Source organism: Paraburkholderia metrosideri (assembly GCF_904848625.1).
Taxonomy (GTDB): domain Bacteria; phylum Pseudomonadota; class Gammaproteobacteria; order Burkholderiales; family Burkholderiaceae; genus Paraburkholderia; species Paraburkholderia metrosideri.
Window position 1 is genome coordinate 223,886 of sequence record NZ_CAJHCP010000001.1, and the last position, 19,167, is coordinate 243,052.

Sequence of the window (19,167 nt, forward strand, 5' to 3'; positions counted from 1 at the left end):
AGTCTCTGCTTTTCTGACATGACCGCACCTCAACGCCCCCGCGTGCCGCGCCGCGCGCTCGACGGCGTGCTCTTGCTCGACAAGCCGCTCGGCCTGTCGAGCAACGACGCGCTAATCCGCGCGAAGCGTCTCTATCTGGCAAAAAAGGCGGGCCACACCGGCACGCTCGATCCGCTCGCGACTGGCCTGCTGCCGCTGTGTTTTGGCGAAGCCACCAAGTTTTCGCAAGACCTGCTTGAAGCCGACAAGACCTACGAGGCCACCATGCGCCTCGGTATCCGCACGACCACCGGCGACGCCGAAGGCGAAGCGATCGACACGCGCGAAGTGACATGCGACGAGGCGGCGGTGCAGGCGGCTTTGCCGGAATTCGTCGGCGAGATCATCCAGATTCCGCCGATGTATTCGGCGCTCAAATGCGACGGCAAGCCGCTGTACGAGTACGCGCGCGCGGGTCAGACAGTTGAGCGGGAAGGGCGTCAGGTGACAATCCTCAAGCTTGAATTGCTCGCGTGCGCTCTGCCGGACGTGACGTTTCGCGTGACGTGCAGCAAGGGTACTTACGTGCGCACGCTGGCTGAGGATATCGGCGAGGCACTGGGGTGTGGCGCGCATCTGGTCGCGTTGCGACGTACCGGCGTCGGGGCGCTGACGCTTGAAAATTCGGTGACGCTCGACGCATTGTCTGACGCCACCGAAGCCGAACGCGACACCTGGCTGCAACCGGTGGATGCGTTGCTGTCGACCTTTCCGAGTATCGAGTTGAACGAAGACGAAACGCGGCGGTTTTTGCATGGCCAGCGGCTAAAGCTTTCGGAATTGACCATTTCCGGCGATGCTGTCAATGCGCCCCGAGTGCGGGTGTATGCCGCGCAAGGCAGGCTGTTGGGCGTTGCGAAGCAAGGCGAGGGCGTGCTGGCGCCTGAACGGCTGGTGGTGACCACAGCGAGCTAAGGCCGCCATCACGCGCGCTGGGCTATCTCACAGGTAACCTGCGCCAGCCATGGCGCGTGGCGACAAAGAAAAAAGGCGGGGCCGCTCGAAAGCGGTCCCGCCTTTTTTCATACTGTTGCCAGATCAACCCGGCAACGCGAACTTCAATGCGCTGCAGCCGCCGCGGCACCTGCATCACCACCGGCGCGCTCGGGCTTGGTGATCCAGATCAACGCAATCAGCGCCACGAAAATTCCCGCCGACATGTAGAACAGATCGTTCACACCCAACTGCGCGGCCTGTTGCGTGGCCATGGTGTTAAACAGCCCGTACGCCTGCGACTGACTAAAACCCGCCGCACCCATTTGCCGGATCGACTGATCGAACACCGGGTTGTACACATTGGCCTGTGCGGCCAGTCGCGCGTGGTGCACGATCGTGCGGTGATCCCATGCGGTCTGGAAAATCGATGTGCCAATACCGCCGCACATGATCCGCACAAAATTCGACAAGCCCGACGCCGCCGGAATCCGGTTGCCCGGCAACCCCGACAGCGTGATCGACACTAGCGGGATAAAGAACCCGGCCATGCCGATACCCTGAATCAACGTGGGAATCAGCAGCGAATTGGTGTCGACACCGGTCGTATAACGCGAGCGCATCCAGAAACACAACGCGAACACGAGGAACGACAGCGTCGCGATATAGCGCGGGTCGGTGCGCGGCAAAATCTTGCCCGTGATCGGCGACAACAGCACCGCAAACAGGCCGACTGGCGCCATCACCAAGCCGGCTTCGGTCGCGGTGTAGCCGATATCGGTTTGCAGCCACAGCGGCAGCAGGACGAGATTGCCGAAGTAAAGCCCATAACCGATGGACAGCGCGATGGTGCCGCCCGTGAAGTTACGCCGGCCGAACAGCGACAGATCGACCACCGGATGCTCGGCCGTCAATTCCCACACGATGAAGAACGCCAACGCAATGACCGCCACGAGCGCCAGCACGACGACGGTCGTCGACGAGAACCAGTCGAGGTCCTTGCCCTTATCCAGCATGACCTGCAGCGAGCCGACCCAGACGATCAGCAGCCCGAGACCGACGCCGTCGATCGGTGCCTTCCTGATCACCGAATCGCGGTTACGGAAGATCGTCCACGTCGCCGCGGCCGCAATCATGCCGACCGGAATGTTGACGTAGAAGATCCACGGCCACGAGATGTTGTCCGAAATCCAGCCGCCGAGAATCGGCCCGGCCACTGGCGCAATCAACGTGGTCATTGCCCACATCGATAACGCCATCGGCGCTTTCGCGCGTGGATAGCTGGCGAGCAGCAGCGTTTGCGACAGCGGGATCATCGGACCGGCGACCGCGCCTTGCAGCACGCGCGACGCCAGCAGGAACGGCAGGGTGGGCGCGAGGCCGCACAGCCACGACGAGATCACGAACAGCACGATCGACGCCATGAACAGACGCACCTGGCCAATACGGTCGGTGAGCCAGCCCGTCAGCGGCACGGAGATCGCGTTGGCGACCGCGAACGACGTGATGACCCACGTGCCCTGGTCGGACGACACGCCGAGATCACCGGAAATCGACGGGATCGATACGTTGGCAATCGACGTGTCGAGCACGTTCATGAAAACGGCGAGCGACACCGCGATGGTGCCGATCACCAGTTGCGCGCCCTCGAGCGGCGGATGAGGGACTTGCGCCTGAGCCTGAGCCATTAAAAAAGCCTTGTTTGAATCGTCAAGCGGCGGGGATCAGCTCTTGGCCGGCTTCGCAGCCGCGACAGTCGCGTCGGCGCCGGTTTGGGCCGACTTCTTTGCACCGCCATTCGGACCAGCGTTTTCCGCGATGATGCGGGCAACTTCGGCATCGGCTTCGTTGCCGAACTTGGCGAACACGTCGGTCTCGTAGACCGTGTTCGGTGCCTGGCCAAGATGGCCGCCGTTGTCGTCCCGAATATTCACGTCGACTTGCATCGACAGGCCGATGCGCAGCGGGTGCTTCTCGATATCCGCCGGATCGAGCGAGATACGTACCGGCAGGCGCTGCACCACCTTGATCCAGTTGCCGGTCGCGTTTTGCGCGGGCAGCAGCGAGAACGCCGAACCCGTACCGGCCGAGAAGCCGATCACCTTGCCGTGATACACCACCGACGAACCGTACACATCAGCCGTCATTTCAACCGGCTGGCCGATCCGCATATGGCGCAGTTGCACTTCCTTGAAGTTCGCGTCGACCCACACGCCGTTCAGCGGCACGATCGCCATCAGCGGGGTACCCGGCGACACGCGCTGGCCGACCTGCACCGAGCGTTTCGCGACGTAGCCGGTGACCGGCGCCGGCAGATTGTTACGCGCGTTGTTCAGGTACGCGTCGCGGACCTTCGCGGCGGCGGCCTGCACGTTCGGATGGTTCGCGATCGTCGTGTTCGCGGTCAATGCGCGGTTCGACGCCAGTTGTTGCTGGGCCGCATCGACGGAAGCTTGCGCGCTCTTCACGGCGTCGCGGGCGTGCGAGATTTCTTCCTGCGACACAGCGCCGGTTTGTGCGACCGTCAGGCGACGCTTCAAATCGTCCTGAGCGCGCGACAGATCGGACTGGCGCATCGCGACTTGTGCCGCGTACTGGTTGTCGTCGACGAAAATGCCGCGCACCTGACGCACCGTCTGCGCCAGATTCGCTTCGGTCTGCTCGAGCGTGACGCGTGCGTCAGCCGGATCGAGCACGACGACGGGGTCGCCGGCCTTCACGGTTTGCGTGTCGTCCGCATTCACGCTGACCACGGTGCCGGTCACTTGCGGCGTGATCTGAACGACGTTGCCGTTCACGTACGCGTCGTCGGTGCTTTCGGTGAAGCGCGCGACGAGGAAGTAGTAAAGGCCGTACGCGATCGCGGCAATCAGGATCACGATGACGAGCAGCGTCATCATGCGCTTGCGTTTGCCGTTGTTCGCCGGTTGTTGCGGGGCGGCGGGCTGCTGGGGGGTGCTCATTGATGTGCTCCGGGTTCTCTCAAGCGTCGTCGTTTATTCGGATGTTCGTGCGTGTGTTCGGTGCGTTGCGCGCGCTCAGTTCGCTGCGGCGGTGGCGGCGGTGGCCGATGCCGGGGCATCGGTCGGCACCACGAGGCCGGTCTGCGTCGCGTCGAAACCGCCGCCGAGCGCCTTGATGAGGCCGATCTGCATGTCGCGGCGCTTCATCTTCAGGCCCGTTACCGTCTGTTCGGCGGAGAGGCGGTTCTGGTCGGCGGTCAGCACCTGCAACTGGGGCGATAAACCGGCCTTGTAGCGGATCACAGCCAGTTGATAGGCCTTCGTCGACGCTTCGAGCGCGCGCTGGGCGTCGCCCGATTGCTGGTCGATCGAACGGATCGACGACACTTGCGTCGCAACGTCCTGCAGCGCGCCGATCAGCGTCTGGTTGTAGTTCGCCACATCGAGATCGAAGTCGGCAAAGCGACCCTTCAACTGCGAGCGCAACGCGCCGGCGTCGAAGATTGGCAGGTGAATCGCCGGGCCGAACTGGATCTGACGGCTTGCCGAGGTCAGGAAACGGCCCCAGCCGAACGCGTCGAAACCGAAGCCGGCTGCGAGGTTCACGTCCGGGAAGAATTCGGCTTTTGCTTCCTTCACGTCGTGCATCGCAGCTTCGACCTGCCAGCGCGCGGCGACGATATCTGCGCGACGGGCCACGAGGTCAGCGGGAATGTTGTTCGGCAGCGCCACGAGGTCGCCACTGCCGAGCGCCGGCTGGGCGATCTGCAGGCCCCGATCCGGACCCTTACCGAGCAGTGCGCCCAACTGGTAGCGCACCGTGGTGATCTGGCCGTCCAGTTCAGTCAGGTTCGACTGGCTGGTCGCGATATTGCCGGTCGCCGTTTGCCGCTCGACGTTGGTGTCGAGGCCGGCAGCCACGCGACCATTGGTAATGCGGCCAATATCCTGACGGTTGGCGATTTCGCGCGCAGCGATGTCGCGGAACGCATACAACTGCGCGAGTTGGTTGTACGTGCTCGCGACCGACGCGGCGAGCGTCACACGCGCCTGCTGAATGTCGGCCTCAGCGGCCTTTTCCTGCGATACGGCCTGACCCAGACGCTGACGGTTCTTGCCCCACAGGTCGAGGTCCCACGACGCGCTCGCCAGCACGTTGTTCTCGCTATACCAGGTGCCGCCGTACGGAGGCGGGTAGAGCGAGTTGGCCGAATAGAGTTCGCGGGTCCATGAATAGCTGGCGTTGACTTTCGGGAACAGCGCCGAGCGCGAGCTCTCGATATACGACGAAGCCTTTGCCAGACGCGCTTGCGCCTGAGCGATCGACGGGCTGCCATCCAGCGCTTCCGAAATCAGCTTGGGCAATTGCGGGTCGCCGAACTGGTTGGCCCAGTCGAGCGACGGCCACTGGCCGCCCTGGTCGGGCAGACTCTGGGTGGACTCATACTGAGTCGGCGACGATATCTGCTTGTCGCTTTTCATACCGAAGTAGTTCGCGCACCCCGTAAGGGCGAGCGCCGTCACCGCAGCGGCGACAGCGGCCCGGCTCGATAGCGCGGGCGCGGACAGGGAAAGGGATTTCATCGCTCGACTCTTTGAGTGGAATGTAATGATGGACGCTGCAAGCAAATACTTACGATTTACCGTCAGAATTGCTTGCTGCATCACGGGTTAGTCCCGTTTGTTCGCCGGAATTGACGAGCACGCGGCGGAGCATGCTCTTCAGAAAACCCACTTCTTCAGGGGTAAAACCGCTCAGCAGATTGTCCAGTACGCCGTTGAATATACCTGGCATTCTGGCTGCGATTGCGTGACCTTCGGGTGTCAACGCAAGGCGCACAACCCGTCGGTCTTCATTGCTGCGCACCCGGGTCAGCAGGCCACGCTTCTCAAGCCGGTCGATCAGCCGCGTGACGGCGCTGGCGTCAATGCCGTATTCGCGGGCCAGTTCGGCGGCCAGCAGGCATTTGCCGCTTGCTACCATGAACAGGATGCTGCCTTGCTGACTGGTAATGCCCAACTCGGCCATGCTGCGCTGGGTGATCAGATTCGACATGGTCGATTTCACTCGCGAAAGCAGATAGCCGACGCTTTCGCCTAGCTGATACTCGCTGAGATCTGGCGTGGGGGTGGGGGACGGCTCCGTCATGATTCTCGTGCGAATGCAATGGTTGACTAGGCAGAATTATAGTCAGCGGTTGGTTGACGCGGCAAGCGTTATTACAGCTTAGGCAAGGATCTTTTTCTTCCGATGCATTTAATGAGGGCCGGGAGTAGAAGGCGCGCTGTATGGCCGGGTTGAGGTCCGCGCCATCATTTTTCCTGCATGCGACGACGGGCAAGGATGACTGGTCTATCAGGGAATACCCAGAAAGCTTCATTCTCCCGTGCTACAATATTGGGTTCCCAAAAGTGCGCTTTGGGCTTGTCGTGGTTTCGTGGTTGTTTTTAGAAGTAGCAAGTAACCGTAAGCAACCGGCATAAGCAAGCGGCGCACTCAACTGTCTCCAGGTTTCCTATGACCCGCGCCCTACGCAACATCGCCATCATTGCCCACGTCGACCACGGCAAGACTACCCTCGTCGACCAGCTCCTCCGTCAGACCGCCACGTTCCGTGACAACCAGGCGGTTGTCGAGCGCGTGATGGACTCGAACGACATCGAAAAAGAACGTGGCATCACGATCCTTTCGAAGAACTGCGCGGTCGAATACGAAGGCACGCATATCAACATCGTCGACACCCCGGGCCACGCCGACTTCGGCGGTGAAGTGGAGCGCGTGCTGTCGATGGTCGACTCGGTGCTGCTGCTGGTCGACGCGGTCGAAGGTCCGATGCCGCAAACGCGCTTCGTGACCAAGAAGGCGCTGGCGCTCGGCCTGAAGCCGATCGTCGTGATCAACAAGGTGGACCGCCCGGGTGCGCGTATCGACTGGGTGATCAACCAGACGTTCGACCTGTTCGACAAGCTCGGCGCGACCGACGAACAGCTCGACTTCCCGATCGTTTATGCATCGGGTCTGAACGGCTACGCCGGCCTGACCTCGGACGTGCGCGAAGGCGACATGCGCCCGCTGTTCGAAGCTGTGCTGCAACACGTGCCGGTTCGCCCGGCCGATCCGAGCGCGCCGCTGCAACTGCAAATCACGTCGCTGGATTACTCGTCGTACGTCGGCCGTATCGGCGTGGGCCGTATCACGCGCGGCACGATCAAGCCGGGTATGTCGGTGGCCGTGCGTTCGGGTCCCGATGGCGCGATCCTGAACCGCAAGATCAACCAGGTGCTGTCGTTCAAGGGCCTCGAGCGCGTGCAGGTCGACTCGGCTGAAGCTGGCGACATCGTGTTGATCAACGGTATTGAAGAAATCGGTATTGGCGTGACCATCTGCGCACCGGAACAACCGGAAGCGCTGCCGATGATCACCGTCGACGAACCGACGCTGACCATGAACTTCCTCGTCAACTCGTCGCCGCTGGCCGGCCGCGAAGGCAAGTTCGTCACGAGCCGTCAGATTCGTGACCGCCTGATGAAGGAACTGAATCACAACGTCGCGCTGCGCGTGAAGGAAACCGGCGACGAAACCACGTTCGAAGTGGCGGGCCGCGGTGAACTGCACCTGACCATTCTCGTGGAAAACATGCGTCGCGAAGGCTACGAGCTGGCCGTTTCGCGTCCGCGCGTGGTGATGCAGGAAATCGACGGCGTGAAGCACGAGCCGTACGAAAACCTGACCGTCGACATGGAAGACGGCCACCAGGGTGGCGTGATGGAAGAGTTGGGCCGCCGTAAGGGCGAAATGCTCGACATGGCGTCGGACGGCCGTGGTCGTACGCGTCTCGAATATCGTATCTCGGCACGTGGTCTGATCGGCTTCCAGTCGGAATTCCTGACGCTCACGCGCGGCACGGGCCTGATGAGCCACACGTTCGACTCGTATCAGCCGGTCAAGGAAGGCGCGGTGGGCGAGCGTCGCAACGGCGTGCTGATTTCGCAGGACGATGGCGCGGCAGTCGCGTACGCACTGTGGAAGCTGCAGGATCGCGGCCGTATGTTCGTGTCGCCGGGTGAGCCGCTGTACGAAGGCATGATCATCGGTATTCACAGCCGTGATAACGACCTGGTCGTGAACCCGATCAAGGGCAAGCAGCTGACCAACGTGCGTTCGTCGGGTACTGACGAAGCAGTGCGCCTCGTGCCGCCGATCCAGATGTCGCTGGAATACGCAGTCGAATTTATCGACGACGATGAGCTGGTTGAAGTCACGCCGCAATCGATCCGTCTGCGCAAGCGTTACCTGAAGGAACACGAGCGCCGCAGCGCAAGCCGTAAGGGCGCGGTGGACTAAGCGGTCTTTCGCCTCAACGGATTCGCGGTGCTTCTTTTGTGAGGCATTGCGTGACAAACAAAAGCCACCCTCGGGTGGCTTTTGTCGTTTCCGGGGCTGGAGTGTGGAGCGCGCGCTTTGTTGTCTGTTTGCGACAGTTCACGCGTGTTTCAATGCTTGTCCCCATTTTCAACAGAAGACTATTGCGAACGGCGCAATCAGCGTGGAAACGCCGCTGCGACAGGCTTGAGCGGCAATCCACCAGCTATCTGCGGTATTCGTTCTGTGCTATGCTCCCCGGGTGCAAAGTTTTAGGTCCTTCCAAGCAAGACTTGATTCGCGCAATCCGCTAAACGGTCAGGCCGTGTCGCGGAAGGTTCTGTAACCCGCTATTTCTCGAGAAACTCGAAGAAAGGTGAGCGTAAAAATGATGAAGCAATTCCAGTCGAACTCTTATCTGTTCGGCGGCAATGCTCCGTACGTCGAAGAAATGTACGAAGCGTATCTCGATAATCCGGCGTCAGTGCCCGAGAACTGGCGTAGCTATTTCGACGCGTTGCAGAACGTTCCGGCAACGGACGGTTCCAATGCCAACGACGTGGCCCACGGCCCGATCGTCGAATCGTTTGCTCAACGGGCCAAGGCTAATGCCTTCATCCCGCGCACGGCAGCTGGTGGCGAAGACCTCGCTACGGCTCGCAAGCAGGTCTATGTGCAATCCCTCATCGGCGCATATCGCTTCCTCGGCTCGCAATGGGCCAATCTCGATCCTCTGAAGCGCCGCGAACGTCCCGCTATTCCCGAACTCGAACCCGCGTTCTACGACTTCACCGAAGCCGACATGGACCAGGAGTTCAGCGCCACGAATCTGTATTTCGGATTCGAGAAGGCGACGCTGCGCGAGATCGTCAAGGCATTGCGTGACACGTACTGCGGCCAGATCGGCGCTGAGTACATGTACATTAGCGATCCGGAACAGAAGCGCTGGTGGAAGGAACGCCTGGAGTCGATCCGCTCCACGCCGAATTTCAGCAACGACAAGAAGAAGCACATCCTGAATCGCCTGACGGCCGCCGAAGGCCTCGAGCGCTTCCTGCACACCAAGTACGTCGGCCAGAAGCGCTTCTCGCTCGAAGGCGGCGAAAGCTTCATCGCGTCGATGGACGAAGTCGTTCGTCACGGCGGTGCGAAGGGCGTGCAGGAAATCGTCATCGCAATGGCTCACCGTGGCCGTCTGAACGTGCTGGTCAATACGCTCGGCAAGATGCCGGCTGATCTGTTCGCCGAATTCGAAGGCAAGCACGTCGATGACCTGCCGGCTGGCGACGTGAAATACCACAAGGGTTTCTCGTCGGACGTCTCGACCGACGGCGGCCCGGTCCACCTGTCGCTCGCGTTCAACCCGTCGCACCTCGAAATCGTCAACCCGGTGGTCGAAGGTTCGGCGAAGGCCCGTATGGACCGTCGCGGCGACGACAGCGGCCTGCAAGTGCTGCCGGTGCAGATCCACGGCGACGCGGCTTTCGCGGGCCAGGGCGTCGTGATGGAAACGCTGAACCTCGCGCAAACGCGCGGTTACGGCACGCACGGCACGCTGCACATCGTCATCAACAACCAGATCGGCTTCACCACGTCGGACCCGCGCGACTCGCGCTCCACGTTGTACTGCTCAGACGTCGTCAAGATGATCGAAGCGCCGGTTCTGCACGTGAACGGTGACGATCCTGAGGCAGTCGTGCTGGCTACGCAAATGGCTATCGACTTCCGGATGCAGTTCCACAAGGACGTCGTCGTCGACATCGTCTGCTTCCGCAAGCTGGGTCACAACGAGCAGGACACGCCGGCTGTCACGCAGCCGCTGATGTACAAGACCATCGCGAAGCACCCGGGCACGCGCGCGCTGTACGCTGAAAAGCTGGTGCAGCAAGGCGTCATCACCGCCGCAGAAGGCGACGATTTCGTCAAGGCCTACCGCAAGGCGATGGACGAAGGCCATCACACGGTCGATCCGGTCCTCTCGAACTACAAGAGCAAGTACGCGGTCGACTGGGTTCCGTTCCTGAACCGCAAGTGGACCGACGCAGCCGACACGGCCGTGCCGCTCGCCGAGCTGAAGCGTCTCGCTGAGCGCATCACGACGGTGCCGGAAAACTTCAAGGTGCACCCGCTGGTCGAGCGCGTTCTGAACGACCGTCGCGCGATGGGCCGCGGCGAAGCGAAGCTCGACTGGGGCATGGGCGAGCACTTGGCATTCGCGTCGCTGGTCGCGTCGGGCTATGCAGTGCGCCTGACCGGTCAGGACTCGGGCCGTGGCACGTTCACGCACCGTCACGCTGTGCTGCACGATCAGAACCGCGAACGCTGGAACGACGGTACGTACGTGCCGCTGCAGAACATCTCCGAAGGTCAGGCGAAGTTCAACGTGATCGACTCGGTGCTGTCGGAAGAGGCAGTGCTGGGCTTCGAATACGGTTACTCGACCGCTGAACCGAATACGTTCGTCGCGTGGGAAGCGCAGTTCGGCGACTTCGTCAACGGCGCGCAAGTCGTGATCGACCAGTTCATCTCGTCGGGCGAAGTGAAGTGGGGCCGCGTGTCGGGTCTCACGATGCTGCTGCCGCACGGCTATGAAGGCCAAGGTCCGGAGCACTCGTCGGCACGTATCGAGCGCTTCCTGCAACTGTGTGCAGACCACAACATGCAAGTGGTTCAGCCGACCACGCCGGCGCAGATTTTCCACCTGTTGCGCCGTCAGATGATCCGCCTGTTCCGCAAGCCGCTGATCGTCGCTACGCCGAAGTCGCTGCTGCGCCACAAGGAAGCCGTGTCGGATCTGTCGGAACTCGCGAAGGGTGCGTTCCAGCCGATCCTCGGCGAAGTGGACGAAGCGATCGACGCGAAGAAGGTCAAGCGTCTCGTCGCCTGTTCGGGCCGCGTGTACTACGACCTGGTTGCACATCGTCGCGAAACCAAGGCGAACGACGTCGCGATCATCCGTATCGAGCAGCTCTATCCGTTCGCGCACAAGCAGTTCGAAGCGGAAATCAAGAAGTACGACAACGCGACCGAAGTGGTCTGGGTGCAGGACGAGCCGCAGAATCAAGGCCCGTGGTTCTACATCGAGCACCATCTGAAGGACGGCATGAAGGAAGGACAGAAGCTGGCATACAGCGGCCGTCCGGCTTCGGCCTCGCCGGCAGTCGGCTACTACGCGAAGCACTACGAGCAGCAGAAGGCGCTGATCGAAGGCGCTTTCGGCCGCCTCAAGAGCGCGTCGATCGCTAAATAACCAGAAACAGCGAACCGGGAAGGCGCTCAGCGCTTTCCCGTGCCGCATCTGGTGATCCAAGTAGATTCACACGCGGCATACACGGTTCGCAGGCGGTCGTCGTTCACCGCGCCGTCACCCGATACGTATTCAGGATATTCATAATGGCTATTGTTGAAGTCAAGGTTCCCCAGCTGTCCGAGTCGGTCTCGGAAGCCACGATGCTGCAGTGGAAGAAGAAGCCCGGCGAGGCTATTGCTGTCGACGAAATTCTCATCGAAGTCGAGACCGACAAGGTCGTTCTCGAAGTGCCGGCACCCTCGGCTGGCGTGCTCGTACAAGTGATCGCGAACGACGGCGACATCGTCGTGGCCGATCAGGTCATCGCGAAGATCGACACGGAAGGCACCGCTGGCGCCGCTGCTGTCGAAGCTGAAGTGAAGCCCGCTCCGGTTGCGACGACCGCACCGGCTGCTGCTCCTGCTGCACAAGCTGCATCCGCAACGGGTGCAAACACCGCAGCTTCGCCGGCTGCCGGCAAGCTGATGGCCGAAGCGGGCCTGTCGTCCGCCGACGTCGCAGGCACGGGCCGCGACGGCCGTATCACCAAGGGTGACGTGCTGGGCGCAGGCCAAGCTGCTCCGGCTGCCAAGGCTGCACCGGCACCGGCTGCCGCACCGAAGGCTGCGAAGCCGTCGCTGCCGGACGTCAAGGGCCCGGCATCGGCCGACCAGTGGCTGAAAGACCGCCCGGAACAACGCGTGCCGATGTCGCGTCTGCGTGCGCGTATCGCTGAGCGTCTGCTCGAGTCGCAGCAAACCAACGCCATCCTGACCACGTTCAACGAAGTGAACATGGCTCCGGTGATGGACCTGCGCAACAAGTACAAAGACAAGTTCGAGAAGGAACATGGCGTGAAGCTCGGCTTCATGTCGTTCTTCGTGAAGGCGGCGGTTCACGCGCTGAAGAAATTCCCGCTCGTGAACGCGTCGATCGACGGTAACGACATCGTCTATCACGGCTACTTCGACATCGGTATCGCTGTCGGTTCGCCGCGTGGTCTGGTGGTGCCGATCCTGCGTAACGCAGATCAACTGAGCCTCGCTGAAATCGAAAAGAAGATTGCCGAATTCGGCCAGAAGGCCAAGGACGGCAAGCTGTCGATCGAAGAAATGACCGGCGGTACGTTCTCGATCTCGAACGGCGGTGTGTTCGGCTCGATGCTGTCGACCCCGATCATCAACCCGCCGCAATCCGCGATTCTCGGCGTGCACGCCACCAAGGAACGCGCTGTGGTCGAAAACGGCCAGATCGTGATCCGCCCGATGAACTATCTGGCGCTGTCGTACGACCACCGCATCATCGACGGCCGCGAAGCAGTGCTGTCGCTGGTCGCGATGAAGGACGCGCTGGAAGATCCGGCTCGCCTGCTGCTCGATCTGTAATTGCCATCAGCCCTGGGCCGGCTTGTCATTGCACAAACCGGCACCATCTGAGCAGTACGTCTTTCGCATTCCGCAGTACAGGAACGGTGCGCGCCACCAAGTGTGGCCGCGCGCCGTTCCGTCATCAAAAGGATTGTCATGTCCAAAGAATTTGACGTCGTCGTGATCGGCGCAGGCCCTGGCGGTTACATCGCCGCCATCCGTGCAGCGCAGCTCGGCAAGACCGTCGCATGTATCGAAAAGTGGAAGAACCCGGCCGGCGCGTTGAAGCTCGGCGGCACGTGTCTGAACGTGGGTTGCATTCCGTCGAAGGCGCTGCTCGCGTCGTCGGAAGAGTTTGAAAACGCATCGCATCACCTCGCCGACCACGGCATCTCCGTGGAAAACGTCAAGGTCGATATCGCGAAGATGCTGGCCCGCAAGGAAAGCATCGTCGAGAAGATGACGAAGGGTATCGAATTCCTGTTCCGCAAGAACAAGATCACGTGGCTCAAGGGTCACGGCAAGTTCACCGGCAAGACGGACGCCGGCGTGCAGATCGAAGTCAGCGGCGAAGGCGAGGGTGGTGCAAGCAGCGAAGTCGTGACGGCAAAGAACGTGATCATCGCCACGGGTTCGAAGGCACGCCATCTGCCGAACATTCCGGTCGACAACAAGATCGTCGCCGACAACGAAGGCGCACTGACGTTCGACTCCGTGCCGAAGAAGCTGGCGGTGATCGGCGCAGGCGTGATCGGTCTGGAACTCGGCTCGGTGTGGCGTCGTCTGGGCGCGGAAGTGACCGTGCTCGAAGCGCTGCCGGAATTCCTCGGCGCGGCTGACCAGTCGCTGTCGAAAGAAGCGGCCAAGCAGTTCAAGAAGCAGGGCCTCGACATCCAGGTCGGCGTGAAGGTCGGCGAAGTGAAGACGACCGACGCAAGCGTGTCGATCGCTTACACGGACAAGGACGGCAACGCGAAGACGCTCGACGCGGACCGCCTGATCGTGTCGATCGGCCGCGTGCCGAACACCGACAACCTCGGCCTCGAAGCCATCGGCCTGAAGGCGAACGAACGCGGCTTCATCGACGTCGACGACCACTGCGCGACGGCTGTGCCGAACGTGTACGCGATCGGCGACGTGGTGCGCGGCCCGATGCTCGCGCACAAGGCTGAAGACGAAGGCGTGCTGGTCGCTGAAATCATTGACGGCCAGAAGCCGCATATCGACTACAACTGCATTCCGTGGGTGATCTACACCGAACCGGAAATCGCGTGGGTCGGCAAGACGGAACAGCAACTGAAGGCTGAAGGCCGCGAGATCAAGACGGGCCAGTTCCCGTTCATGGCGAACGGCCGCGCGCTCGGCATCAACAAGGCGGATGGTTTCGTCAAGATGATCGCCGACGCGAAGACCGACGAACTGCTCGGCGTGCACATCATCTCGGCCAACGCATCGGACCTGATCGCGGAAGCCGTGGTGGCGATGGAATTCAAGGCGGCGTCGGAAGACCTCGGCCGCATTTGCCATCCGCATCCGTCGCTGTCGGAAGTCATGCGCGAAGCCGCGCTGGCCGTCGACAAGCGCGCGCTGAACATGTAATCACGCGCACGCCTGACTGAACGCATTCTGGCATCACCACAAAGGCGGGCGGGTTCACTCCCTCCCGCCTTTCTTTTTGCAGCAACACCATGAACGTCACCGAATACTACGAAAAAGAACTGCAGACTCGCGGCTATCAATCGGACCCGGCGCAGCGCGCGGCGGTCGACCGTCTGCAGCGGTGCTATGAAGAGTGGGGCGAATACAAATCGCGTCGCTCGAACGCGTTCAAGAAGCTGATTAATCGGCCGGACCTGCCGCGCGGCGTGTACATGTGGGGCGGCGTCGGGCGCGGCAAGAGCTTCCTGATGGACAGCTTCTACATGATCGTGCCGCTGCATCGCAAGACGCGTCTGCATTTTCACGAGTTCATGCGCGAAGTGCATCGCGAACTGGAAGACCTGAAAGGCCAGGCCGATCCACTCGACGAACTCGCGCGCCGCATTGCCAAGCGTTACCGGCTGATCTGTTTCGACGAATTCCACGTGTCGGATATCGCCGACGCGATGATTCTTTACCGTTTGCTCGACAAGCTGTTCGAGAACGGCGTGCAGTTCGTGATGACGTCCAATTACGATCCGGACACACTGTATCCGGATGGGCTGCATCGCGACCGCATGCTGCCGGCCATCGAGTTGATCAAGTCGAAGCTCGACGTGCTCAACGTCGACGCGGGGATCGACTACAGGCAGCGCACGCTCGCTCAGGTCGAGGTGTATCGCTCGCCGCTGGGCGCGGCCGCCGACAAGGCGCTGCGCGACGCGTTCGGGCGTCTTGCCGCGGTTCCTGATGAAAGTCCGATCCTGCATATCGAGAAGCGCGAACTGAAGGCGCTGCGCAAGGCTGATGGCGTCGTGTGGTTCGATTTCGCTACGCTGTGCGGCGGTCCGCGTTCGCAGAACGACTATCTGGAACTGGCGAGCCGCTTTCATGCAGTCGTGCTCTCGAGCGTGCCGCAGATGTCCGCGCGGATGGCCTCGGAAGCGCGCCGCTTCACCTGGCTGATCGACGTGTTTTACGACCACAAGGTCAAGCTGTTGATGTCCGCCGCCGTGCCGCCCGAGCAACTGTATGTGGACGGCCCGATGGCGAACGAATTCACGCGCACGGTTTCGCGCATTGTCGAGATGCAGTCGAAGGAATATCTCGACACGCCGCGCCGGATTGTCGATACCTCGTTGACCTGATACGAGCGTGCGTGCCCCGCCAGCGCGGGTCACGCGAGCCGGATGCTGCGTGCCACGCGATGCATCAGGTCGCGCGCAGACGTTGAAGTGGCGACGTCGAACGCCTTAATTTCAAGATTCAGATTGGTCTTATTCTCCGCATGAGGAGGACTGGATATCTTTTGTCCTGTTTCTGACAAAGGAGTATTCATGAATCTGCACCGCGATATCAATGACGAAGAATGGCAACGCGTCGCACCGTTGCTCCCCGAATTGCGCCCACGCTCCGAGCTGCGGGGACGTCCACTTGCCAATACCCGCTCGGTACTCAACGGCGTTCTGTGGGTCATGTACAGCGGCGCGACCTGGTCGGCCATGCCGCGTAAATACCCGTCCTATCAAACGTGTCATCGCCGCTTCAAGGCATGGTATGAATCCGGCGTGCTCAAACGTGTCACCGAACAACTGGTCGGTGCAGCAGGCGAAGAGCTTTGCAATCTGATGGAAGCACGCATGCGCACCCACGCACGCGCCGAGCGCAAGGCTGCTTCAGCAGCGAAGGGTTCAGGCCAGGCAGCCGCAGTACCGCCGTTGTACAGCCAGCCAATCACCAAACCGCTACCTTCATCGCCGTTCATGTATGTGTCGCCGTTCAAGCAAGCTGCATGACAGGCGCAATCCAGTGGCGTCAAATAAAAAATGGCCGAACGATGACGATCGTCGGCCATTTTTTCTGGTTTCATCCTGGCCGCTTTGAGGGCCAGGCACCGGCTCTGCCGGCATCCCGAGCTTCACGTCGTGCTGGACTTCAATCCGCGTCGGCCAGCCTCTCAGGCAACGATTTCAAACCATCCGTGCGTTATTGCTGACGCACCCACGTCTGCGAGCGGCCCAGTAGCGACACGCCAATATAGCCGCGCACCACCAGCTTGTTCCCACCGTCTTCGAGATGCATCTTGCACTTGTAGACCTTGCCGTTTTCCGGGTCGAGAATCTGCCCGTGATCCCAACCGTCGCCATCCTTCTGCATGTCGTTGATGATGGTCATGCCGAGAATCAACTGATCCTTACGCGCGTCGGTACATGCGCTGCAGCGCCGATCGGGCTGGTTGTTCGCGCCGAGTCCCTTGATGACCTTGCCGTCGAACAAACCGTTGCTGTCCTGCGTGATCTGCACGAGTGCCTTGGGCTGACCCGTGCTGTCGTCAATGGTTTGCCATGTGCCTGCCGGAGTATCCGTCTGCGCCATCGCCGTGACGGCGCTGGCAAGCAACACACCGGCAAGAGCGGCATGTCTGACGGTGCGAACGGCGAGGGTGCGAGCTTGTTGAGCGAATTGCATTTTTTGATTTCCTCCTTGATGAAAGACTGCGCGATCGTGGTCGCGCAGCGTTATTGGCATCTCGGGCGGTCCTCAGTGTCAGGTCACCGTGATGCCTCGTCGTGCCTCTCAGGTCTGCTGCAGCTGAACGGTTGTTGTCACGCAAGCCGTCACTCGGGACCCGACCCGCTGACTATCGTGGCGGCTCGAATGGTGGTGGCTCGAATGTCGTCTGCGCAGAATACGGGAAAGTGCGCGCGACGTTTGATAGTGGACCCTCTAATCGGGTCGCGTGCACGCTGAACGATCGACGGTGTTTAAGCAATCAATTCAACTGGTACGAGAACGTGGCGTTGATACGCGGACTGCGTGACGGGCTTTCCACCGGTGCATCGCCGAGTGCCTTCGCCACCGACAAATCCAGCGTGTAGTACTTCGCATCCGAAATCCGGAAGCCGAACGCGATCGACGAGAGTCTTGACGGCGACGGCGTGCCCGCATGCAGATAAACCCGCGCCATGTCGAACGAGATATACGGCACCAGCGTGCGCAAATAAGTGAAGCCCGGCGTGAATGGGCGATTTATTTCGAACATCGCGCCCCAGCCCGAATCGCCCGACGCTTCACCCGGTTGATAGCCCTGCGCAAAACGTTGCGCGCCGAACGAGATTTGTTCCGACGTCGGCAGCGAGACGGCGCTGTATTGACCGGTCAGCGAGACGGCGGTGCCGAGCTTCATCGGCCATTCGTTGGTCTGCGAAAAACTGGCGGCGCTCTTCACGAAGTTGATCGACGCAGGATTGGTCACCGGTGACCCCACCACGTTCGAATCGCCGGATTTCGACGCACCGAGAATGTCGAATGCCTTCGACACGCTGATGTTCGCGCGGCGCACCTGCCCGGTATCCACGCCGGTGTAGTCGGCCTGCAACTGCATCACGCGCACTTGCGAACGAAAGCCGAGCTGCGCGCCGGTCTGCTGGTTGTTGTAACGATCCTCATCGTGCGACGCATACACCGATGCCGTACCGATCACGCTCTGCGTGTTGCTCAACTTGAGCGGATACGCGAGCGATCCGCCCACCTTGTCGTTGATCACCGTACGCTGCACGTAGCCGGGCAAGCCAGGATTGTCGACCGGGTTGCCGCGATAGTGCGTCGCGTCGATCTTGCCGATCAACCCGTCGCTGCCGATCGGCACCGCCGCGCGCGCGGCGAGATAAGTGACGTTGTCGCGTCCCTTCGGCAGCAACGCCGATATGCTCAACTGTTCGCCGAGCGAAGTCAGCCCGTTCTCGGTGGCAGTCAGCAGCCCCTGCACGCCGGGCTGATTGAAGTTGACGCCCACGCTGATATCGAACGGCTTGCGATCCACCTTCAGTTCGAGTGTCGTGGCACCGTCGGTGTTCTGCGGCGGCGCCACGTTGGCCGCGACCTTGATGCCCGGCAACAGGCCGAGCACGTTGATATAACGTTCGAACGTTGCGCGCCGCAACGGCCGGTCGGCGACGATGTGATCGGCGATCGCGCGAATCCTGTCTTCCACCGCACCGGGCCTGCCGGTGATCTTGACCGCCGACACATAACCTTCCACTACCGTTACCCGCACGACGCCGTCTGCGAACGATTGCGTCGGAATGAACGCGAACGACAGCGCATAGCCGCGCTCCTGGTACAGCTTCGTGACGCCATTGGCGACCTCGATCAACTCGCCAACCGTGATGTCCTTGCCGACGAGCGGCGTGAAGCGTTGTGCGACTTCATCGAATGGAATGGACTTCACGCCCTCGACCTGCACGCGCGTGGGCGTCAGGTGGCGGGCGAGCAGTTCCTGAAGTTGCGGAGCTTGCGACTCGACCTGCACGGTCACGCTGGGACCGCGATCGGGCGCCTTGATCTGCGGCAGCGAATCGAGCGGGTTGCCGCCGACTGCTGCACCGCCGGGACGGGACTGCGCTTGTGCTTCCATTTGCAAAGTACTCGCTGCGAGCGCCGCGAGCAGAAGGGTCCGTTTGCTGCCGTACCCGAGTTTCATCGGATTTTCCTCGTATGCCATTCTTGTGTTGCGGGCGTGCCGCCTGGCCGGGCTGGTCGCGATCGCTTATGTGAGGCTCGACGCATACTGCC

13 protein-coding genes and 1 pseudogene are annotated in these 19,167 nt (G+C 61.3%); 7 read left to right on the forward strand and 7 right to left on the reverse strand.

The window, feature by feature from the left end; translation table 11 throughout:
• The first annotated feature begins 18 nt into the window (after window positions 1-18).
• Window positions 19-954 carry a tRNA pseudouridine(55) synthase TruB gene (gene truB / locus LMG28727_RS00900; protein ID WP_201640438.1) on the forward strand — a complete coding sequence of 312 codons (936 nt, stop codon included), beginning with the start codon at window positions 19-21 and terminating at the stop codon, window positions 952-954.
• Window positions 955-1,097: 143 nt separating this feature from the next.
• Here the strand turns inward: truB and LMG28727_RS00905 are convergent.
• The 4 genes and pseudogenes from LMG28727_RS00905 to LMG28727_RS00920 form a co-directional block, all read right to left on the reverse strand.
• Window positions 1,098-2,672 (reverse strand): annotated as a pseudogene (locus LMG28727_RS00905) (DHA2 family efflux MFS transporter permease subunit); the annotation flags it as partial.
• Window positions 2,673-2,696: 24 nt separating this feature from the next.
• Window positions 2,697-3,935, reverse strand: a complete 1,239-nt coding sequence (locus tag LMG28727_RS00910; protein WP_201640440.1) for an HlyD family secretion protein — start codon at window positions 3,933-3,935, stop codon at window positions 2,697-2,699.
• 75 nt (window positions 3,936-4,010) lie between these two features.
• Entirely contained in the window at window positions 4,011-5,519 is a 1,509-nt protein-coding gene (locus tag LMG28727_RS00915) for an efflux transporter outer membrane subunit (RefSeq protein ID WP_201640441.1), read from the reverse strand.
• 49 nt (window positions 5,520-5,568) lie between these two features.
• Window positions 5,569-6,084, reverse strand: coding sequence for a MarR family winged helix-turn-helix transcriptional regulator (locus LMG28727_RS00920; protein ID WP_201640442.1), 516 nt, complete (start codon window positions 6,082-6,084; stop codon window positions 5,569-5,571).
• Window positions 6,085-6,453: 369 nt separating this feature from the next.
• Between LMG28727_RS00920 and typA the strand changes: the two genes are divergently transcribed.
• The 5 genes from typA to zapE all read left to right on the forward strand — a co-directional run bounded on the left by typA (window position 6,454) and on the right by zapE (window position 15,740).
• Window positions 6,454-8,280 (forward strand): translational GTPase TypA, encoded by a 1,827-nt coding sequence (gene typA / locus LMG28727_RS00925; RefSeq protein ID WP_201640443.1) that lies wholly within the window; start codon window positions 6,454-6,456, stop codon window positions 8,278-8,280.
• Window positions 8,281-8,686: 406 nt separating this feature from the next.
• Window positions 8,687-11,548, forward strand: a complete 2,862-nt coding sequence (locus LMG28727_RS00930; protein WP_201640444.1) for a 2-oxoglutarate dehydrogenase E1 component — start codon at window positions 8,687-8,689, stop codon at window positions 11,546-11,548.
• Between the two features lie 143 nt (window positions 11,549-11,691).
• Window positions 11,692-12,972 (forward strand): 2-oxoglutarate dehydrogenase complex dihydrolipoyllysine-residue succinyltransferase, encoded by a 1,281-nt coding sequence (gene odhB / locus LMG28727_RS00935; RefSeq protein WP_201640445.1) that lies wholly within the window; start codon window positions 11,692-11,694, stop codon window positions 12,970-12,972.
• Between the two features lie 138 nt (window positions 12,973-13,110).
• Window positions 13,111-14,553, forward strand: a complete 1,443-nt coding sequence (gene lpdA, locus LMG28727_RS00940) for a dihydrolipoyl dehydrogenase (protein WP_201640446.1) — start codon at window positions 13,111-13,113, stop codon at window positions 14,551-14,553.
• Window positions 14,554-14,642: 89 nt separating this feature from the next.
• On the forward strand, window positions 14,643-15,740 hold the full coding sequence (zapE, locus tag LMG28727_RS00945; protein WP_201640447.1) for a cell division protein ZapE: 1,098 nt from the start codon (window positions 14,643-14,645) through the stop codon (window positions 15,738-15,740).
• Window positions 15,741-15,769: 29 nt separating this feature from the next.
• Here zapE and LMG28727_RS00950 read toward each other — a convergent pair whose 3' ends face one another.
• Window positions 15,770-15,931 carry a hypothetical protein gene (locus LMG28727_RS00950; RefSeq protein WP_201640448.1) on the reverse strand — a complete coding sequence of 54 codons (162 nt, stop codon included), beginning with the start codon at window positions 15,929-15,931 and terminating at the stop codon, window positions 15,770-15,772.
• Between LMG28727_RS00950 and LMG28727_RS00955 the strand changes: the two genes are divergently transcribed.
• Complete coding sequence (locus LMG28727_RS00955) at window positions 15,930-16,388, forward strand: transposase (protein ID WP_201640449.1); 459 nt, start codon at window positions 15,930-15,932, stop codon at window positions 16,386-16,388. The two genes, LMG28727_RS00950 and LMG28727_RS00955, sit on opposite strands and share 2 nt — an antisense overlap.
• A 190-nt stretch (window positions 16,389-16,578) precedes the next feature.
• On the opposite strand, the gene LMG28727_RS00960 is transcribed toward LMG28727_RS00955, so the two are convergent.
• Together LMG28727_RS00960 and LMG28727_RS00965 are read right to left on the reverse strand one after the other, a co-directional pair.
• The gene (locus LMG28727_RS00960; protein WP_201640450.1) at window positions 16,579-17,061 is read right to left on the reverse strand and encodes a DUF2147 domain-containing protein; all 483 of its coding nucleotides are present in this window, start codon (window positions 17,059-17,061) and stop codon (window positions 16,579-16,581) included.
• Between the two features lie 304 nt (window positions 17,062-17,365).
• Entirely contained in the window at window positions 17,366-19,075 is a 1,710-nt protein-coding gene (locus LMG28727_RS00965) for a ShlB/FhaC/HecB family hemolysin secretion/activation protein (protein ID WP_201640451.1), read from the reverse strand.
• Window positions 19,076-19,167: the final 92 nt, after the last annotated feature.